This is a genomic window from Dolichospermum sp. DET69, assembly GCA_017355425.1.
Classification (GTDB): Bacteria; Cyanobacteriota; Cyanobacteriia; order Cyanobacteriales; family Nostocaceae; genus Dolichospermum.
Genome location: CP070233.1, coordinates 5,567,669 through 5,585,914, shown reverse-complemented (window position 1 = coordinate 5,585,914; position 18,246 = coordinate 5,567,669). Strand labels below are relative to the sequence as shown.

The 18,246-nt window shown below is 39.3% G+C and carries 17 protein-coding genes, 1 tRNA gene, 1 other RNA gene and 1 pseudogene; 15 read left to right on the top strand and 5 right to left on the bottom strand.

What is annotated here, in order from left to right; genetic code table 11:
• Nucleotides 1-211: 211 nt before the first annotated feature.
• The gene (locus tag EZY12_25655; GenBank protein ID QSX67966.1) at nt 212-367 is read right to left on the bottom strand and encodes a DUF29 family protein; all 156 of its coding nucleotides are present in this window, start codon (nt 365-367) and stop codon (nt 212-214) included.
• Nucleotides 368-393: 26 nt separating this feature from the next.
• Nucleotides 394-717 (bottom strand): hypothetical protein, encoded by a 324-nt coding sequence (locus EZY12_25650; protein ID QSX67965.1) that lies wholly within the window; start codon nt 715-717, stop codon nt 394-396.
• Nucleotides 718-1,220: 503 nt separating this feature from the next.
• On the opposite strand from EZY12_25650, the gene EZY12_25645 reads away from it, so the two are divergent.
• The 10 genes from EZY12_25645 to EZY12_25600 all read left to right on the top strand — a co-directional run bounded on the left by EZY12_25645 (nt 1,221) and on the right by EZY12_25600 (nt 12,033).
• Nucleotides 1,221-1,709 carry a pentapeptide repeat-containing protein gene (locus tag EZY12_25645; protein QSX67964.1) on the top strand — a complete coding sequence of 163 codons (489 nt, stop codon included), beginning with the start codon at nt 1,221-1,223 and terminating at the stop codon, nt 1,707-1,709.
• On the top strand, nt 1,700-2,863 hold the full coding sequence (locus tag EZY12_25640; protein ID QSX67963.1) for a 5-(carboxyamino)imidazole ribonucleotide synthase: 1,164 nt from the start codon (nt 1,700-1,702) through the stop codon (nt 2,861-2,863). The genes EZY12_25645 and EZY12_25640 overlap by 10 nt, the downstream gene beginning before the upstream one ends.
• 35 nt (nt 2,864-2,898) lie before the next feature.
• Nucleotides 2,899-3,083: non-coding RNA, 6S RNA (gene ssrS / locus EZY12_25635), on the top strand.
• A gap of 152 nt (nt 3,084-3,235) precedes the next feature.
• Complete coding sequence (gene rimP / locus EZY12_25630; GenBank protein QSX67962.1) at nt 3,236-3,697, top strand: ribosome maturation factor RimP; 462 nt, start codon at nt 3,236-3,238, stop codon at nt 3,695-3,697.
• 387 nt (nt 3,698-4,084) lie between these two features.
• A complete protein-coding gene (nusA, locus tag EZY12_25625; protein QSX67961.1) occupies nt 4,085-5,362 on the top strand; it encodes a transcription termination factor NusA in 1,278 nt (425 codons plus the stop codon).
• Nucleotides 5,363-5,407: 45 nt separating this feature from the next.
• Nucleotides 5,408-5,569, top strand: coding sequence for a hypothetical protein (locus EZY12_25620; protein QSX67960.1), 162 nt, complete (start codon nt 5,408-5,410; stop codon nt 5,567-5,569).
• Nucleotides 5,541-5,810 carry a YlxR family protein gene (locus EZY12_25615; protein QSX67959.1) on the top strand — a complete coding sequence of 90 codons (270 nt, stop codon included), beginning with the start codon at nt 5,541-5,543 and terminating at the stop codon, nt 5,808-5,810. Before EZY12_25620 ends, EZY12_25615 begins: the two co-directional genes overlap by 29 nt.
• 494 nt (nt 5,811-6,304) lie before the next feature.
• The gene (infB, locus tag EZY12_25610) at nt 6,305-9,406 is read left to right on the top strand and encodes a translation initiation factor IF-2 (protein QSX67958.1); all 3,102 of its coding nucleotides are present in this window, start codon (nt 6,305-6,307) and stop codon (nt 9,404-9,406) included.
• 446 nt (nt 9,407-9,852) lie between these two features.
• The gene (locus EZY12_25605; protein ID QSX67957.1) at nt 9,853-10,101 is read left to right on the top strand and encodes a hypothetical protein; all 249 of its coding nucleotides are present in this window, start codon (nt 9,853-9,855) and stop codon (nt 10,099-10,101) included.
• 297 nt (nt 10,102-10,398) lie between these two features.
• Nucleotides 10,399-12,033, top strand: a complete 1,635-nt coding sequence (locus EZY12_25600; protein ID QSX67956.1) for a DUF1565 domain-containing protein — start codon at nt 10,399-10,401, stop codon at nt 12,031-12,033.
• Between the two features lie 286 nt (nt 12,034-12,319).
• Here EZY12_25600 and EZY12_25595 read toward each other — a convergent pair whose 3' ends face one another.
• Nucleotides 12,320-12,583: a DUF3493 domain-containing protein gene (locus EZY12_25595; GenBank protein ID QSX67955.1), complete on the bottom strand. Its 264-nt coding sequence runs from the start codon at nt 12,581-12,583 to the stop codon at nt 12,320-12,322.
• Between the two features lie 33 nt (nt 12,584-12,616).
• On the opposite strand from EZY12_25595, the gene EZY12_25590 reads away from it, so the two are divergent.
• Nucleotides 12,617-12,688, top strand: a tRNA-Thr gene (locus EZY12_25590).
• A 422-nt stretch (nt 12,689-13,110) separates the two neighbouring features.
• On the opposite strand, the gene EZY12_25585 is transcribed toward EZY12_25590, so the two are convergent.
• Both EZY12_25585 and EZY12_25580 read right to left on the bottom strand, forming a co-directional pair.
• A complete protein-coding gene (locus EZY12_25585) occupies nt 13,111-14,505 on the bottom strand; it encodes a hypothetical protein (GenBank protein QSX67954.1) in 1,395 nt (464 codons plus the stop codon).
• A 92-nt stretch (nt 14,506-14,597) separates the two neighbouring features.
• Complete coding sequence (locus EZY12_25580; GenBank protein ID QSX67953.1) at nt 14,598-14,759, bottom strand: hypothetical protein; 162 nt, start codon at nt 14,757-14,759, stop codon at nt 14,598-14,600.
• A 239-nt stretch (nt 14,760-14,998) separates the two neighbouring features.
• Between EZY12_25580 and EZY12_25575 the strand changes: the two genes are divergently transcribed.
• From EZY12_25575 to EZY12_25560, 4 genes and pseudogenes are all read left to right on the top strand, one after another.
• The gene (locus EZY12_25575) at nt 14,999-16,201 is read left to right on the top strand and encodes an SAM-dependent DNA methyltransferase (GenBank protein QSX70837.1); all 1,203 of its coding nucleotides are present in this window, start codon (nt 14,999-15,001) and stop codon (nt 16,199-16,201) included.
• Nucleotides 16,202-16,267: 66 nt separating this feature from the next.
• Complete coding sequence (locus tag EZY12_25570; GenBank protein QSX67952.1) at nt 16,268-16,864, top strand: hypothetical protein; 597 nt, start codon at nt 16,268-16,270, stop codon at nt 16,862-16,864.
• A gap of 27 nt (nt 16,865-16,891) precedes the next feature.
• On the top strand, nt 16,892-17,167 hold the full coding sequence (locus EZY12_25565) for a DUF2281 domain-containing protein (protein QSX67951.1): 276 nt from the start codon (nt 16,892-16,894) through the stop codon (nt 17,165-17,167).
• Between the two features lie 46 nt (nt 17,168-17,213).
• A pseudogene (locus tag EZY12_25560) lies at nt 17,214-17,588 on the top strand (restriction endonuclease subunit S).
• Nucleotides 17,589-18,246 lie beyond the last annotated feature (658 nt).

The following is an 18,246-nucleotide window of genomic DNA, read 5'->3' as shown; positions in this document are numbered from 1 at the left end:
ACCGTGATATTTCAGTTATAAATAATCTTTTTGTGACACATACTTAGAGTTATATCCGTGACATATATGCAATTGAAAATTTATACTCAACACGGCTTAATTATTTGATTCTCCCGGTAGGGGTTTAGCAATGCTTAATGGTGTCAACTTAACGTAAAACCCAACTGGGAATGAATTCCCAGTCTCATAGCAAAAGTCGTCTCAAGACGACTCAATAACTAGGGTTTGCTGAATAAGTACCCAAAGATTGAACTTCCTCTTGCAAATGTTGCCAATCTAATTCTAAAACTAGCTTTTGTTCTAAAGCTTTTGCTTGTTTTTGTGTCCAAGCATAGAAATCTTGATTATACAAAGAAAAGTTATCCATATTCAGCGAATTTCATTTTCAAAACTCTAAGCATCCTCTGGTTCAAATTGTGCCACTGTTACAGCATTAAACGCAAAAGACAAAACTAAGGGCATGGGACATTTAAAGCAAAAGGTGTAAATCACTGCTAAAATAGTGGTAGATATGGCCGCATAAGCCCAATACATTTCTTGATTAGTTAAACCATTTTCTTCCTTAATTACTCTCAATACATTCATTGGGATTGGTTCTGGCATAACTCCCCCCGGAGGAAACGCCCAGTAGTTACCACGTCTCTCAACAAATAAATCTGTCCAGCCATTTTCTAAGCACCATGCCTCAATCCATTGAATAGAGTAATGATTTATCATAATAAATACTAACTTTGCATTGTAAATGTGTGTAGTCTTTTAATCTCAATAGCTCAAAGATTTTTAGTCAAAAGTCAGAAATCAAAATGGTTTTCTGTATGGCTTTTGATCTAATTTTTGAATTTTACTCAATTGCATATTGCTATAACTTTGAGTTCATCGTTTTAGATGTTTGTCAAACTATTTTATACATATTAAAAATCCTGTTCCCATAGCCATCACCATGAATAACAGATTATCAGTTGTTCTGACTACTGGACTTCAAAAGATAACAAACTTTACTTGCAATTAAACTTAATGAATTATTGTAAATAGTAAAATCCTTCTAAGGTAATAATGCCATCTTTTTCCAGAATCAGCAACAGTTAAAATTTACAACAGGGACAAAGATCCCCGACTTCTTCAAGAAGTCGGGGATCTGAACTTCCCAATATTTATAAATCAAATAGGATTACTATACAAAACTGAACTAATCATCAATCACTAACTTGGACTCATCAACTATGTTTTGGCAAAAAAGCTTAGGATGGATTTTGGGAATTATGCTTTGGTGTGTTGCACAACCAGCATTAGCAGACTGGACTCATCCTTTATCATTTAGTAACGCGGAATTATCAAGACAAGACTTCTCGGGACAAAGTTTACAAGCTGCGGAATTTTCTAACACTAACCTAGAAATGGCTAACTTTGCAGGTGCAGATTTACGAGGAACAGTATTTAGTGCTTCCGTAATGACAAAAGCAAATTTACATGGAGCAGATTTAACCAATGCCATGGTAAATGAGGTAAAATTAATGGGCGCTGATTTAAGTAATGCCGTTTTAATAGAAGCTCTTTTACTCCGTACAGCTTTTACAGATGTTAATATCACAGGTGCAGATTTTACAGACGCAATTTTAGATAAAGCGCAAATTAAACAGCTATGTCAAAAAGCCAGTGGTGTAAATTCTCAAACTGGTGTAGAAACTCGTGAGTCGTTAGGATGTCAATAAAACTTGGGATAATTGGTGGTGGACAACTGGCTTGGATGATGGCAGATGCAGCGCGTAAACTGGGAGTAGAATTAATAGTCCAAACTCCTAGTCAAAATGATCCCGCTGTATCTATTGCCCAAGATAGCATTTTTGCTCCAGTTGATGATGCCGCAGCCACAGAGCTTTTAGCTACAAAGTGTGATATTATTACCTTTGAGAATGAGTTTGTTAACCTTGGTGCTTTATCATTACTAGAAAAACAGGGTGTTTGTTTTCGTCCTCAACTAGCCGCTTTAGCACCTCTGTTAGACAAATATGAGCAACGTTGCTATTTACGGGATTTAGGTTTACCCGTTCCCCAGTTTTTAGCATTATCAGCAGCAAAAAAGCTAGAATCTCAAATTGAAAATTTGGGTTTCCCGGTTGTTCTCAAAGCGCGAAGACATGGGTATGATGGTCAAGGAACTTTTATCATTCCTGATTTTGCAACTTTATCAAAAACAGTTAATCAAAATCATAGCCAGTTTTTAGTAGAAGAATTTGTGCCTTTTACCAAAGAACTAGCGATAATTGCAGCCCGTTCTGTCAATGGTGAAATTGTCATCTATCCAACGGTAGAAACTCTCCAAAAAGAACAGGTTTGTAGATGGGTAATTGCCCCAGCGATAATTACCAAAGAACAAAGTTCAGAAATTGCAGCGATCGCCCATAAACTATTAAATAGTCTTCAATATGTCGGAGTCTTTGGCATTGAACTATTTCTCACTGCTGATGGTAAAATTTTAATTAATGAAATAGCACCACGCACCCATAACTCTGGACATTTTTCCCTTGATGCTTGTGAAACTTCCCAATTTGAACAACATCTGAGAGCCGTATGTGGTTTACCATTAACCAATGCTGCTTTACATTGTAACAGTGCTGTGATGGTTAATTTGCTAGGATATGAAAGCAGCGATTGCGACTACCAAAAACAACGTCAACAACTTGCAGCTATTCCCCAGGCTACTGTTCACTGGTATGGCAAAACAGAAGCCCGTCCCGGACGTAAACTAGGACATATCACCGTTTTACTAGAGCCAGATAACCGTAAAGGAGTAAAGGATATTATACACAAAATTGAATCTATCTGGTATCCCCCCGCAAAAATTTGCCAGAATTTTCCCAAATAAACACACAAACCATTTTTCAAAGCTATAATGAGTTGGTTACACTACGACGACTGGTGACTGCCATCAAGTTTTTTGATCTATGTCTTTAACAACAAGGGAGCTAAACAATTCTCGTGGCAGTATACCGGGCTTGTACCCGGAAACTTTAAATGAGAACCCTCAGTTCCCACCTGGTTTAACCAGGTCATAAACTTAGGTAAAACGGCGTTGCGGTGAAATACAAAATTTTGGCTCCCTTGTTGATTAAACTGGGGAGCTTTAAATTTCCAGTTAAAAACAGCATAGTGCAGGAAGGCAGGGGGAAATAAATATTTCCTAATTCCCTTACTATTGACCACTGACCACTGACCACTGACCACTGACCACTGACTAATGACTCATCCTTTAATACCACAAATTATTGATTTGGCGACACCAGTAGCAGCAGAACTAGGATTGGAAGTAGTTAGTATAGTTTTTCATACCAACCAAAGTCCCCCAATCTTGCGAGTAGATATATTTAATCCTCTACAGGACATTGGACTGGATGATTGTGTAAGGATGAGCCGTGCCTTAGAAGCCTCATTAGATGCGGGAGAGATCATTCCAGATGCTTATGTATTGGAAGTATCTAGTCCTGGTATTTCCCGGCAACTGGTAACAGACAGGGAATTTATTTCCTTCAAAGGATTTCCTGTAATTATTTCCACTTCCCCACCTTACGAAGAACAACAAGAGTGGATAGGTCTATTGATTCGCCGGGATGAAACTATAGTTTACCTTAATCAAAAAGGTCGTGTAGTGGAAATTCCCCGGAATCTCATTACCAGAGTCCAAATGGATGAGATTCGCTAATCAATTTTAGACTTGGGATTAGGGACTGGTACCGCAAGGCGAAAGTCAAAAGTCAAAAGTCAAAAGTCAAAAGTAATATGGCGTAAGCTTTTTGGCGATTGAGAATGGTTGTTTTATTTACGCCCTACTGTACTAGTAGTCTGTCAAGAACTAATTGACGGGTTCATTCGTTGCCATTTTGATTCTTCCTTCTTCCTTCTTCCTTCTTCCTTCGTGTCCTTCGTGCCTATATCCCTCCGGGACGCTCCGCGAACGTGGTTCGTTTCTTATCCGTCAAAATTTATTTGACAGACTACTAGTAATTGGTAATTGGTGATAAAAAGCTATTACTCATTATCTGTTATCTCATTGTGCTGACCGCTTAGATAAAATTTTAGGAGACTGCGTATGTCAATGGTGACTTTATCTGGATTAAAAGAGCTAATCGAAAGTATTAGCCAAGACCGAAATTTACCGCGTTTAGCGGTACAAGCGGCTATTAGAGAAGCATTAATCAAGGGTTACGAACGTTATCGTCGCGCCCAAAATTTAGAACGCAGACAATTTGATGAAGAGTATTTTAATAATTTTGAAGTAGAACTGGATATAGATGGTGAAGGATTTCGGGTTCTTTCCACCAAAACCATTGTCGAAGCAGTTAGTAACACCGATCATCAAATTTCCTTAGATGAAGTCCAGCAAGTAGCCCCAGAAGCCCAACTGGGAGATTCTGTAGTATTGGATGTCACTCCAGATCAAGGAGAATTTGGGCGCATGGCAGCCATGCAAACTAAGCAAGTATTGGCACAAAAACTGCGAGATCAACAACGCCAAATGGTGCAAGAAGAGTTTCAAGACTTAGAAGGCACGGTTTTACAAGCTAGAGTTTTACGATTTGAACGCCAATCTGTAGTTTTAGCAGTTAGTAGCGGATTTGGACAATCAGAAGTAGAAGCAGAATTACCCAAGCGAGAACAGTTACCCAACGATAACTATCGAGCTAATGCAACTTTTAAGGTATATCTGAAAAAAGTTTCCCAAGGGCAGCAACGGGGACCACAATTAATGGTATCTCGGGCTGATGCAGGTTTGGTGGTTTATCTATTTGCCAACGAAGTTCCAGAAATTGAAGATGAAGTAGTCCGAATTGTGGCTGTAGCCAGAGAAGCTAATCCCCCTTCTCGTTATGTTGGACCGCGGACAAAAATTGCCGTTGATACCCTAGACCGGGATGTAGACCCTGTTGGCGCTTGTATTGGGGCGCGGGGATCACGAATCCAGGTGGTAGTCAATGAATTACGCGGTGAAAAAATTGATGTGATTCGCTGGTCTCCAGATCCAGCTACCTATATTGCTAATGCTTTGAGTCCAGCCCGGGTAGATGAAGTCAGACTCATGGACCCAGAAAGTCGGCAAACCCACGTTTTAGTTGCGGAAGATCAATTGAGTTTAGCCATTGGTAAAGAAGGGCAAAATGTGCGGTTAGCAGCCCGTCTTACCGGTTGGAAAATAGATATTAAAGATCAGGCTAAATATGACGAAGCAGCCGAAAATACTAAATTTGCAGCGGTAAGAGCGCAATATCAATCACACAACAATGAAAATGACAGGTCTAACCGAGAAGATGAAATCCAAGAACAATTAGAATTAGATGAAGACAGATTTGACAGTCGTGAGGAAGATTAATTCCCAGAGTTGTCAACACTAATCCTAGCAAAGAAGTAACAAGAGGTGCATCTTACCCAATTACCCATTACCCATTACCCATTACCCATTACCCATTACCCATTACCCATTCTCAATGTACTTAAAAATACATTGTCCAGTATCCCCAAAATATGTGGCTTAATCTGGCAAAAGACTGATGAAACCGAACTATCGGCGTTGTATTAGTTGTCGTCAAGTAAACTTGAAACAAGAGTTTTGGCGGATTGTCCGCGTCTTTCCATCTGGAAAGGTACAATTAGATCAGGGCATGGGGCGTTCTGCCTATATCTGTCCACAAGTGAGTTGCCTGCAAGCAGCTCAGAAAAAAAATAGACTAGGGAGATCCTTGCATGGGACAGTGCCAGATACAGTGTATCAAACATTGTGGCAACGTCTAAATCAGGGCGATCACCAAGATCGTATTTAATGGTAACAACTAAAATTGCGATAATCTCTCAAGATATTGTCAGTAACCCAGCCCTAAAGGGACTGAGTTTCTCGCATACCGCGAGGTCTTATGACGAAAGCCGAACTATTCGCGCTCTGATCATAACCTTTAGTATCGCTCAAGTTAGTGCCAAAATAGTAAATGGATGTAAATAGCTTTCTTGATCTTCCTTTTTTGGACAAGACGCAAGGCATTACTCCCAACAAGTTTTTTTTTGATTGTATTGTGGAAGACTCACAAATCAGCAAAACAAAAAAACCAAACATGGCAACCTGGTAGCGTCAAATCGCCGATCTGCATCAACCATCATTCCTGGTGGAGATGTCAGGATGAAACCGAAACATCTCTCTTTCCTAACTGGAGGCACCGGCAATATCACCAAGGGCAACCGAAAAAAACAGTGATTTAGGGGTGGAGATGTCACAAACCAGGCAACCATCCGTTAAAACTGTAAATTAAAGGGGAAAGAGTGGATGAACAACGGAAAAGTTAGAATCTATGACTTATCAAAGGAATTGAATTTGGACAATAAAGAGCTACTAGCAATTTGCGACCAGCTCGATATTGCGGTCAAAAGCCATAGCAGCACGATTTCCGAATCGGAAGCTGAACAAATTCGGAGCGCGGCCGAAAAAGTCATTGCCACGAATTTAGCCTTTAAAAAGGAACAAGGCGCAAACGTCCATAAACCAAATTCATCCCAAAACCGTCCAAACGCCAATCACAAACAGCAAATTCTGGAAATTCGCAAACCGAAAATATTGATAAACACTACCACCAACTCACCAGATACCTCAGTTACTACTGCTGCCACAGACACTACTGAGGCTAATCCTCCTGCACCTCCAAGGCCTTTCGCTACACCAGTCTCATCTATGAAGCCGGCGGCACCAATTAGACCAGTTATCCGGAATCAATCTGAGACTCCACTCAAACCTAATCCTACCCAACCGGAACAGGTATCTACTCCTCAACCAGTCGAGGAGAAGGTAGTAGCGGAAAAGTCAGAGAAAATATCTACTCCCAGACCAAAACCGGAGAAACCTCAAAAACCCCAATTGGTTGCTCCTCCGGCCAGAGTAGATGCCACAAAACCGCCAGAAACAGAAGCCGTAGGCACATCGGAAAAACCTCTCCTCAAGCGCGATCGCTCACAGCGAGTTGAGGAAGATCGGCAACCAGTTAGAAGTAAGGTTAGTAAACCATCTTCTGACCCAGGTTCACCATCTGCACCACCTAGGCCAAGTCGGGCTAATGCAGGAGCACCGACCAGACCAGAACAGCGTACTGGCAGACCATCAGTGGGCGGAGATATCCAACGGCCTAGACCTCCACGTCCCGGTGAACCAGCGGCCATCCCCACGGCAACTCCACCCAGACATAATGCGGGAGGAGCGAGAAAAGAAGGAGCGGATGAAATACCAGTAGTACCCGATCTCCTAGATTTAAAACGCCCTACACCCCCTCGTTTGAACAAGGGTGGGAAAAAATGGCAAGAAGAAGAAATCATTGACGAAATCAAAGAAAAGGCGAAACTTGGACCCAAGGGCAAACGGGTCAAACCCATCGTCGAAGATGATTTAGATGAAGATGATTTAGATGAAGACGGTCTAGAAGCTTCCACCGCCGTCCAGGTGAGTCTTTCTATTGCTCGTCCTCCCAAACCCAAAGGGACTCGCTCCGGTATGCCAACTGTAGCGGTTGTGGCTGCTCCTACCACCAGAGGTAAAAAATCTAGTTCTTCCCGTGATCACAATCGTCGTCAAGAAAATAATAATGTCGAGCAAAAACCAGATCGTCCAGCAACACTAGCTGTTACTGGTCCATTGACGGTGCAAGAGTTGGCTGATGCCTTAGTAATTGCCGATACAGAGATTGTCAAAATCCTGTTTATGAAAGGCATGGCCGTAAGTATCACCCAAAATCTGGACATTCCGACTATTACCCTAGTAGCCAAAGAACTAGAAGTAGCAGTCGAAATCGTGGAACGAGAGGCCGAAGCTCGGAAAGTCACAGAAATGATTGACGTGTCCGACTTGGCTCACCTCATTCGTCGTCCCCCTGTTGTCACCATCATGGGTCACGTAGACCACGGTAAAACTACTCTCCTTGACTCTATTCGCAAAACCAAGGTTGCGTCTGGTGAAGCTGGCGGTATTACCCAGCATATCGGTGCATATCATGTTGATATAGTTCATGAAGGCAAACCACAGCAGATTGTTTTCCTAGATACCCCAGGTCACGAAGCTTTCACAGCGATGCGGGCCAGAGGAGCTAGGGTGACAGATATTGCCGTTCTCGTCGTAGCGGCTGATGACGGTGTTCGTCCCCAAACTATAGAAGCTATTAGCCACGCTAAAGCTGCTAATGTTCCCATTGTCGTTGCTATCAACAAGGTTGATAAAGAAGGCGCACAGCCAGAACGGGTTAAACAGGAACTCACCAATTACGGTCTGACTGCTGAAGACTGGGGTGGTGAAACAATCATGGTTCCCGTTAGTGCCATTAAGGGCGAAAACCTCGATACCCTCCTAGAAATGATTATGTTGGTGTCGGAAGTAGCCGAACTATCTGCTAATCCAGATCGAGTTGCGAAAGGAACAGTCATTGAGGCTCATTTGGATAAAGCTAAGGGTGCAGTTGCTACCTTACTGATTCAAAACGGTACTCTCCGAGTTGGAGATATGCTAGTTGCTGGTTCAGCCTTTGGTAAAGTCCGAGCTATGGTCAATGATCGCAACAAGCGTGTAGATATGGCCGGTCCATCCTTTGCGGTTGAGGTCTTGGGTTTAAGTGATGTTCCCGCAGCCGGTGATGATTTCGAGGTCTATGCAAACGAGAAAGAAGCTCGTACCGTAGCCAGCGATCGCGCCGACAAACAACGTCAATCCCGCTTGTTACAAGGTCGTGTTACCCTCACAACCCTGTCAGCACAGGCACAAGAAGGCGAGTTGAAAGAACTCAACTTGATCCTCAAGGGCGACGTGCAAGGTTCTGTGGAAGCTATTATCGGCTCTCTGCGGCAAATTCCTCAAAACGAAGTCCAAATACGGATGCTCTTGGCTACGGCTGGAGAAATCACGGAAACAGATATAGACTTGGCTGCGGCTAGTAATGCCGTCATTATTGGTTTCAATACTACCTACGCCAGTGGTGCTAGACAAGCTGCTGATGAAGCAGGTATAGATGTCCGGGAATATAACATCATCTACAAACTCTTGGAAGATATCCAAGATGCTTTGGAAGGTTTACTCGAACCAGAGTTGGTGGAAGAACCCTTGGGACAAACAGAAGTTCGTGCTGTCTTCCCAGTTGGTCGTGGTGCAGTTGCCGGTTGTTATGTACAATCTGGTAAACTCGTCCGCAACTGTAAAGTGCGCGTGCGTCGCTATAACAAGGTAGTTTATGAAGGTGTTCTCGATTCCCTCAAACGGATGAAAGAAGATGCCCGTGAAGTCAACGCAGGTTATGAATGTGGTATCGGCATTGATAAGTTCCATGACTGGGTGGAAAATGACATCATTGAATCCTACCAATTGGTAACTAAACGTCGGACTTTGACTATGACAAAGTAGTCCGGTGAGGAGAGCGTTGAGTGCTGAGTTGATGAGTGTTGAATTGAGACTGTTTCGAGTTCAACACTCAAAAATTAAACTCAGCACTCCGTCATTTACGAGTGATAGAGTAGGAGTCACCGAGTCACCGAGTCACCGAGTCAGAAGAAATAAGAAAGAAGAAAGAAGGAGTTGCTATAAATTTAAAAAAATCTCTGTTTAATTAAGAACAAGTTATTTTGGAAATTTCTCGCTGGAAATTCCGCATTTAGTGATGAATGAGACAGAATTTTCAGGTATAAAACCATTATCTTCAGAAAAGATTAAAGAAAAATTTTCAATTTTAGGTTTGGGTGACTAGATTTACGTTTTCCCCTTGAGTGCGAAATAAATTATCAATCTGAAATCTAAAATCCTAAATTCTAAATTGTCTAATTCTGGAAGTAAAAAATAAGGAATGAGGAATTATGGCTCAATTTCCAACTTCTAGCGATTACGCACATAGTCCCGACAGCAAAGGCTATGTCAGCGGTGAGCGTAAAGATCACCAATTATCTGCTAATACTCAATTTTGGCATAACCTGAAATACGTGATTTCTGCTAGTTCCGGTTTTAAAAGATGGCAATTAGAATGTAACACTAAATTACAAAGCTTACGTCTAGATCAGCAAGTACAAATGTATTTAAGAGAAACTTTAGAAACTTTAGCCTATTAACCTTTGCAAAATACCTATCCCTTGCTTTGAGTAGGGAAGTTGAGGATGAGAAATCTTATCCTCAATTTTTATGTATATAAAAGAACAGGCAATAGGACAGAGGCAACAGGCCAGAGGAAATTAGATAATAGGCTAAAAGTCACTGAACTGTTAATTTACCTGATTTTTTTAATTAAAATTTTAGCTGCATAAGTGCAAATGATCCGTTATAGTGTGTCATGGGTTTTACAGATGAATATCTGTTACCTTATACTTTTCGGAAATTACCATCATTAAGCAAATTATTCAGTAAAAAAAATGAAAAATCAGGGTTTTCACATCTCCAGGTTATCTTTGCAAACCAGCCTGACAGCTTTATTATTAATTGCTGGTAGTTCTACCCTCATACCTAGTCAATTTAAAGCTGGTGCTGCTCCAACGTTAACAGCCCAAGCTCCAACTGGTGCCACTGTAATTTACGTTAACTCAGCGACGGGACAAGATTCTGGTAGTGGAACTACAGCAGCACCCTATAAAACAATCACCTTTGCCCTTTCTAAAGCTCAAGCAGGTACAGTAATTCAGGTTGCCCCTGGAAATTATAGTAAAGAGAGCGGTGAAAAATTCCCCCTTGTCCTCAATCCAGGAGTCACACTTCAAGGTAATGAATCCAACAAAGGTGAGGGAATCTTAATTATCGGTGGTGGTTATTACACTAGTCGCACTTTTGCTAGACAGGATATTACACTATTAGCTAACAATAACACCACCATTACGGGTTTAACTTTTACCAATCCTAATTCACGGGGAACTGGTGTATGGGTAGAATCTAGTACCCCTGTCATTAAAAATAGTACCTTTACTAACAGCGTCAGAGAAGGGATTTTTGTTACAGGTACGGGAAATCCACAAATTGAAAATAACGTCTTTTTGAAAAATAAGGGCAATGGGATTTCCGTTACTAAATCTGCCCAAGGTTCAATTCGTGGCAATTTATTTCAAGATACTGGTTTTGGTGTAGCGATTGGTGGCAGTTCCACACCTTTATTAGAAGGTAACAACATTACCCAAAATACAGATGGTCTTTTTATCTCGGAAACTGCAAAACCCGTACTCCGTAAAAATGCCATTCGCAGTAATAAACGGGATGGTGTAATTGTCACAATTAATGCAGTTCCTAACCTGGGTACGAATGAAAGTCCTGGTGGTAATCTCATCCGCGACAATGCTCGCTATGATGTAAATAATGCTACTAAGATTAACAGAATTTTAGCCGTTGGTAATGATATCAATGAAAAGCGCATTTTCGGTGCTGTTGATTTTGTTGCTGCTACCGTAACTACTCCTCCTGATAGTAATCCTGGAAATACAGCTTTTAAAGATGTGCAAACAGGTTACTGGGCAAAAGCTTACATTGAAGCTTTAGCTTCTCAAAATATTATCGCTGGTTTCCCAGATGGTAGTTTTAAACCCAATGAACCCGTAACTCGCGCTCAATTTGCAGCGATTATCAACAAGGCTTTCAAACCAACAGCAACACGAGCAGGAATTACTTTTAATGATGTAAAAAGCAATTATTGGGCTTATACTGCCATTCAAACTGCATCTAGTAGTCCGTTCTTATCTGGTTATCCTGACTTAACTTTTAAACCAGAACAACAAATTCCTAGAGTTCAAGCAATCGTTGCTTTAGCTAATGGTCTGGGTTTAACTGCAAATACCCAGACTGTGATCAATTTTTATACTGATGCTGGTCAAATTCCTAATTATGCACTAAGTCCTGTAGCGGCGGCAACTTCACGGCAATTAGTCATTAATTATCCCACTGTGAAAGAGCTTGCACCTAAGCGTCAAGCAACTAGAGCCGAAATTGCGGCATTTGTGTATCAAGCATTGGTTAATGCTGGACGTGCTCAACCAATTGCTTCTCCATATCTTGTTACTGCTAAGTAGGGAGGGGGTAAATACAAGGCGGTTAGAAACCGCACCTACACAGGCAAAACCCACCTCCGTGGGTTGAAAATAAGAGACTTCCAAATCAAAAAATATCCCAAAATTTCTTGTGGTGTGGGCATTCTTGTCTGCTAATAATATTAGGAGGGGCAGGATGCCCATCCCACAAGATTGGATAGGGTAGAACTAGCGCTGCTGCAAGCAGTTCATCTTTTTTGTGAAATTCTCTCAATAGTTTTTCTTAGTCCACGTAGGTGGACTTTGTTTGTGTAGCAGTGATTTATAATCACTTGTTATTTCTGCTTTCCCATTTCCAGAGCAACACCATTAACCCAATTACTCCTAGTTGGATTGCGAAATTAGGCAAAGCTTGTTCAATATCGCGTCTAGCTAGGAGTTGAAAGAAAAAGACAAATGCACCAATAAAGCCAGAAGCACCAACACCGATATAGATAAATTGTCTTAATCCCCGATAGGGTGCGGCTGCTTCGGCTCTGAGACGTTCATATTGTTGAGGTTTGAGATTTTTTGGAGAATTTGGTTCTATCATTAATAAATTATGCTATAATTTATAAGCTTATACGCCGATGTGGCTCAGTGGTAGAGCAACTGATTCGTAATCAGTAGGTCGTGAGTTCAAATCTCATCATCGGCTTTATATTTGAACTCTTACTCTCTAATGATTACGAATCAGTTTCTCTACCAAAAAAAACATTATCGCTCACAATTCACTCAAACCCTAATATAGCACTGGTAAACTGAGCGAACAACTAGTAAATTTTTACTATAGTAATTGTGTACTAGGTTTACTTGTGAATAGACTATTTTACCATTTATAGGCAACTAAATAATTCAACCTGTATAAGCGCACCTACCTACTTGAGGTAATTTCCGGCAACTATGGCTTTTTGATAAAAATGACTTATAGATACAACTTTCCTGTGCTTGCTTGTTTATTTTGCGTGTGTCGGTCACTAAGTCAAGGGTAAATGGTATTCGCAAGCTCACCCTTGACTAAGTTCCCTTGACACAGTTCAAATATTTTTTAGCTAGGGTAAATTGTTGTCAGGGTATGCTCTATGGTAGCTGATAGATGACTTTTAGTATTGCCTTGACTGATTTATCATCTACATCAAAGCCAAGTGATTCTAGCTGGTTTACAGCCATATCTAAACTTAATGGTTGTTTGCTATGGTTGGTCAACAAATCAACTGTTGTCTGTAGGTTAGAACGTTTTTTGTAGGTGCTTTCATTGACGGCAACCGAGTGACCTAGTGACCTAGCCCTAATTTCTTGTGGTATGCCGTATTTCTCACCTAATTGATTAGACAGGTGTCTAAATGCGTAGGCTTGCGTTACTGGACACTTCCACAGCATTAAATTTGCCCTTAATCGCGCGCTAAATCCATTGCAGACAGTTTCTGATTTAGAGTTTAAATCATGTTCATAAACGGGTAAATACGGATTTCTTACCGCTAATTGTTCTAGTAATTTAGCGTTTAAAGTCATTGGTTTACATATTCTAGAACCTGTTTTAATTGTTATACCAAAATAGGTTCTATCTCCTAGCACTAACAATAAATCATGATTGTCAGGATTATTGATAGCAGGTATAGTTACACCGTCTTTTGTGTAAAGTTTATCAAGGTTTAAAGCGGCTGCAATTTCAGTTGGTCGCAAGCCATACACAACACACATTGAAGCTACCCATAACCAAGATTTACGGTTATTTTCGTATCTAGTGTTACTATCAGATAATGCTAGTGTATGCCATTCTAGGAACTGTTCTAAACTGATAGACTGTTTCTGTTTAAACTCAGTTTGTTTGCTATCAATATCAGCTAGTAAAGCAAGCATTTTATCAGCGTTAGGACAATAACCAATTATCTTTTTGACAACACTATATGAGTTTTGAAAAGACTTAGTTCCCTGTTCCCAACTAAGTAAAACCGCTTTGATATCTTCCCAATTAGGTTGAATATCCCAATTATTAAACCGCTTGAATACATAATCATATTGCCGTTGGTATGATGCTAAATCGTTAGCGATAGCTTGAGAACGTTTACGCTTAGTATTTTTGTTTCTACTACTCCAATACTTAGTTTCTATTTGAGTAAATATCTCACGATAGGTAATACGGTCATCGGTAATCTGGTTTTTACCTAAAATAGTTTGTTCATACCATTCTTCAAACTGGGTAATACTTGTGATGGTATCCAGTGCATGACGGATTTTAATAGCCTTATCTAAGGCTTGAACAAATCCCATCTCACTAAAATCACAGCCACTTGCACGGGTAACGCGCTTGTCACCTAGCGTAAATTGGAATCTCAAGTAAGTACCAGATTTTTGATTTTCGCGCTTAAAACCTATACCAGTTGGTAAACGTTTAGATACAAGCTTAAAGGTTTTAAGCAAGTCCTCAAAATCGCTGTAATTACCATTCCCGCCGATTTCTATAATTTCACTCATTTTTCACTCATTTAATTTTCAAGGTTCTGAGTAAGTAAATAATAATAACGCTATAATCAGGGTTCTAAGCTTTGTCGTGAGTTCAACTCTCATCATCGGCTTTTGTCCGTTCGCAAATTATATGTTGTTGTAGGGTGTTTACCTTTTTGTCGCCAGGTTTCAAATTCTGGGTGTTTACCAATTTGACTCAGTAGTTCGTTAATCAGTGGCGTGTTTTTATCATTTATCCTATCTTCCGCACCCTCAACTGTCACAATCGGTTTTTACTGTTTTTTATGATGAAATGAGGATGTATTATATACCGAATCTCAATGAATTAACGGATACATGATGCCGACAAGGCATAATTTGTATCCAAAAATCAAGAGAAAATCAAGTGATAATACTATGTGACACCCCAGGGTGCGGAATGTGGGATTTATCAACAATTAGTTAACAAATTGCGTTAACCTGATAGTTTCCTGCAAAAATCAATACATTGATAGGAGACAGCATTTTGCCACGTGGAACTAGAAAAAGCACTAAAAAACAACCAGCCGAAAATAATACGCCTGGGCTGTTATCTATATTAGAAGAAATTGATAAAACTGAGGAACGTTTAGACATTCCCACAATGGAAACATGGCTGTGGGATGCAGCTTGTAAAATACGCGGTTCTACAGATGCACCAAAATATAAAGATTTCATTCTACCATTAATTTTCTATAAACGTTTATCTGATGTTTTTGATGATGAATATGAAAAATGTGCGGAAAAATTTGGTAGTGGAGATTTAGCCCGTTATTTTATTGAAGCAGATCATCAAGACGCAATTAAAAATAATCGTCAGCCCATTGTTAGATACTATATTCCTCAACAATATAATTGGGATAAAATTCGGTTTCATCCTAAAGAGGGTTTAGGGGAATTTATAACTACAGCTATGCGGAAAATAGCTGATTTTAATAAGAATTTATCGGGGATATTGACACTAAAAGACTATAACGAAAAACAACATGATCAGCGGGTTTTAGATGATGATAGATTATCAGATTTAATTGAAGTTATCAGTCGTCATCGTTTGGGGTTAAAAAATGCCAATGCTGATATTTTAGGCGAGGCTTATGAATATTTGCTGCGGAAATTTGCGGAAGGACAAGGACAAAGTGCGGGGGAATTTCTCACGCCTTCTGAGGTGGGTTGGCTAATAGCCGAAATTATTGATCCTGAACCCTATACTACAGTTTATGATCCCACCTGTGGGTCGGGAAGATTATTAATTAAACCGCGTTTAGTATTTAATCGCAACCATCCAGGACAAGAAAGTAAAGCACCCCGTTTATTTGGACAAGAGTTGAATACTACTACTTTCGCTATTGCCAAAATGAATATGTTTTTACAGGATTTTACAGATTCAATTATTGAAATTGGTGATACTTTCCGCCAACCTAAATTTACAGAAGATAATAAATTAAAACGGTTTGATTATACTGTTTCTAACCCGATGTGGAATGATGATAATTATGATGTTGATGATTATGAAGCTGATTCTTTTGAACGGTTTAAGGTAGGAATTGCTTCTAAAAAGAAGTTTATACATCGTGAAATTGGTGATATTTTAGCAGATTTAGCAGCAGCAAGACAAGCAAGAGAATGGGCTGATAAGGATTTAGATGAGGTTTTAGTTAAGTTGAATTTAGTAAGTAGGTTGGGTTGAGGAACGTTCACGAAGTGTGGCGAAGCCATAACCCAACATTTACATTATAAATAAAATAGGAGTTTTATGTCTTATAGTGATTTTACTTTGGAAACTGTCAAAAAAAATCTACATCTCAATATTTCTAGTAGAGACAATATTTTTTCTGAGGTTGCACCATTACCAGTTAGTGAATATTTACAGGAAACTTTAGCCTATAATGTACCGTTTGCTTTGGCTAGTAATACCGAAAAATCTCGTTCTGAGATGATTATTGCCCCGATTTTATTAGAACTAACTAAAAAACTTACTAATCAAATTAGTTTATTTTCTGGTGTGGAATTTAATATTGAACCTAGTCAGGGTTTAAATGGAAATTGTGATTTTTTAATTAGTCGTTCTCCTGAGTTTTTATTGATTAATGCACCTGTAATTATCATTGTGGAAGCGAAAAAGGAAAATATTAAAGGGGGTTTAGGACAATGTATAGCCGAAATGTATGCAGCTAGGTTATTTAATGAACGTGAAGGAAATGAAATTACAGAAATTTATGGGGTGGTAACTACGGGGGAAATTTGGAAGTTTTTAAAGTTATCAGGTGAACTGGTGCAGATTGATTTGGCTGAATATTTTTTAAATGATGTCAATAAAATTTTGGGAATTTTGGCTAGTGGTGTAAAATAATTTTAGGAGTTATGAGGTTTTTTAGTTATGACTCAAGCTGTAGCAAAACAAGAATCTATTTTAGATAGAGTCCAGAATTTAACACCGGAACAACAGGAGGAGGTATTAAATTTTATTGATTTTTTGCAATTTAAAGGACAAAAGCAGGATGTAGACCAAAAAAAACGCCGTAAATGGGCAGATATTCAAGGTAAAGCACCTTATCCTTTAGTTGGTGAAGATGCTCAAGTTTGGGTGTCAAGAAATAGAATAGAGGAGACAGAAAATAGAGAATTATATTTAAGAAGTAACTATGAAGATTGAAGATTATTTGATTCAGGGTAAAATTACTCCACAAGAATAATGCAAACTCTCTTCGCTGATACAACCAAAACTTAATCAAAAATCGCTAAACTCAATAGCGATTCCTATTCCCCCACTTCCCGAACAAAAGCGAATTGTGGCGATCGCAGATGAGGCGTTTGAGGGGATTGATAGAGCGATTCGTAACACGGAAAAAAACCTCTCTAATGCCCGCGAATTATTTGAAAGTTATCTAAATTCAATCTTTACCCAAAAAGGCGACGGGTGGGAAGAGAAGAAGTTAGGAGATATAGCAACTTTGAGAAATGGTCTTAACTTCACAAAAAGCAGTAAAGGAATCGCCCCATTAAAAGAACTGAAACAATCCATCCTACAAAAAGCATTTACAGGGGAATTAACAGCAGATAAAGGGGAAAAATAGGAAAGATGATAAAAATATTTTGTCTGAATCAGGATGCTCAGGATTTAAGGATGTACAGGATGTTTATTGATATAATAAAATAGTATTTATTTTTGACAAAAAAGGAGGAAATCAATCCTGAAAATCCTCAAATCCTGGAAATCCTGATTCAGACAAAAAATGTATAGGCTGTTTATTAATATAATCAAATAGTATTTATTTCTGACAGAAAACGAGGAAATCAATCCTGAAAATCCTCAAATCCTGGAAATCCTGATTCAGACAAAAAATGTATAGGCTGTTTATTGATATTATTAAATAAGATTAATTACCGACAGAAAACGAGGAAATCAATCCTGAAAATCCTCAAATCCTGGAAATCCTGATTCAGACAAAAAATGTATAGGCTGTTTATTGATATTATTAAATAAGATTAATTACCGACAGAAAACGAGGAAATCAATCCTGAAAATCCTCAAATCCTGGAAATCCTGATTCAGACAAAAAATGTATAGGCTGTTTATTGATATAATAAAATAGTATTTATTTCTGACAGAAAACGAGGAAATCAATCCTGAAAATCCTCAAATCCTGGAAATCCTGATTCAGACAAAAAATGTATAGGCTGTTTATTGATATAATAAAATAGTATTTATTTCTGACAGAAAACGAGGAAATC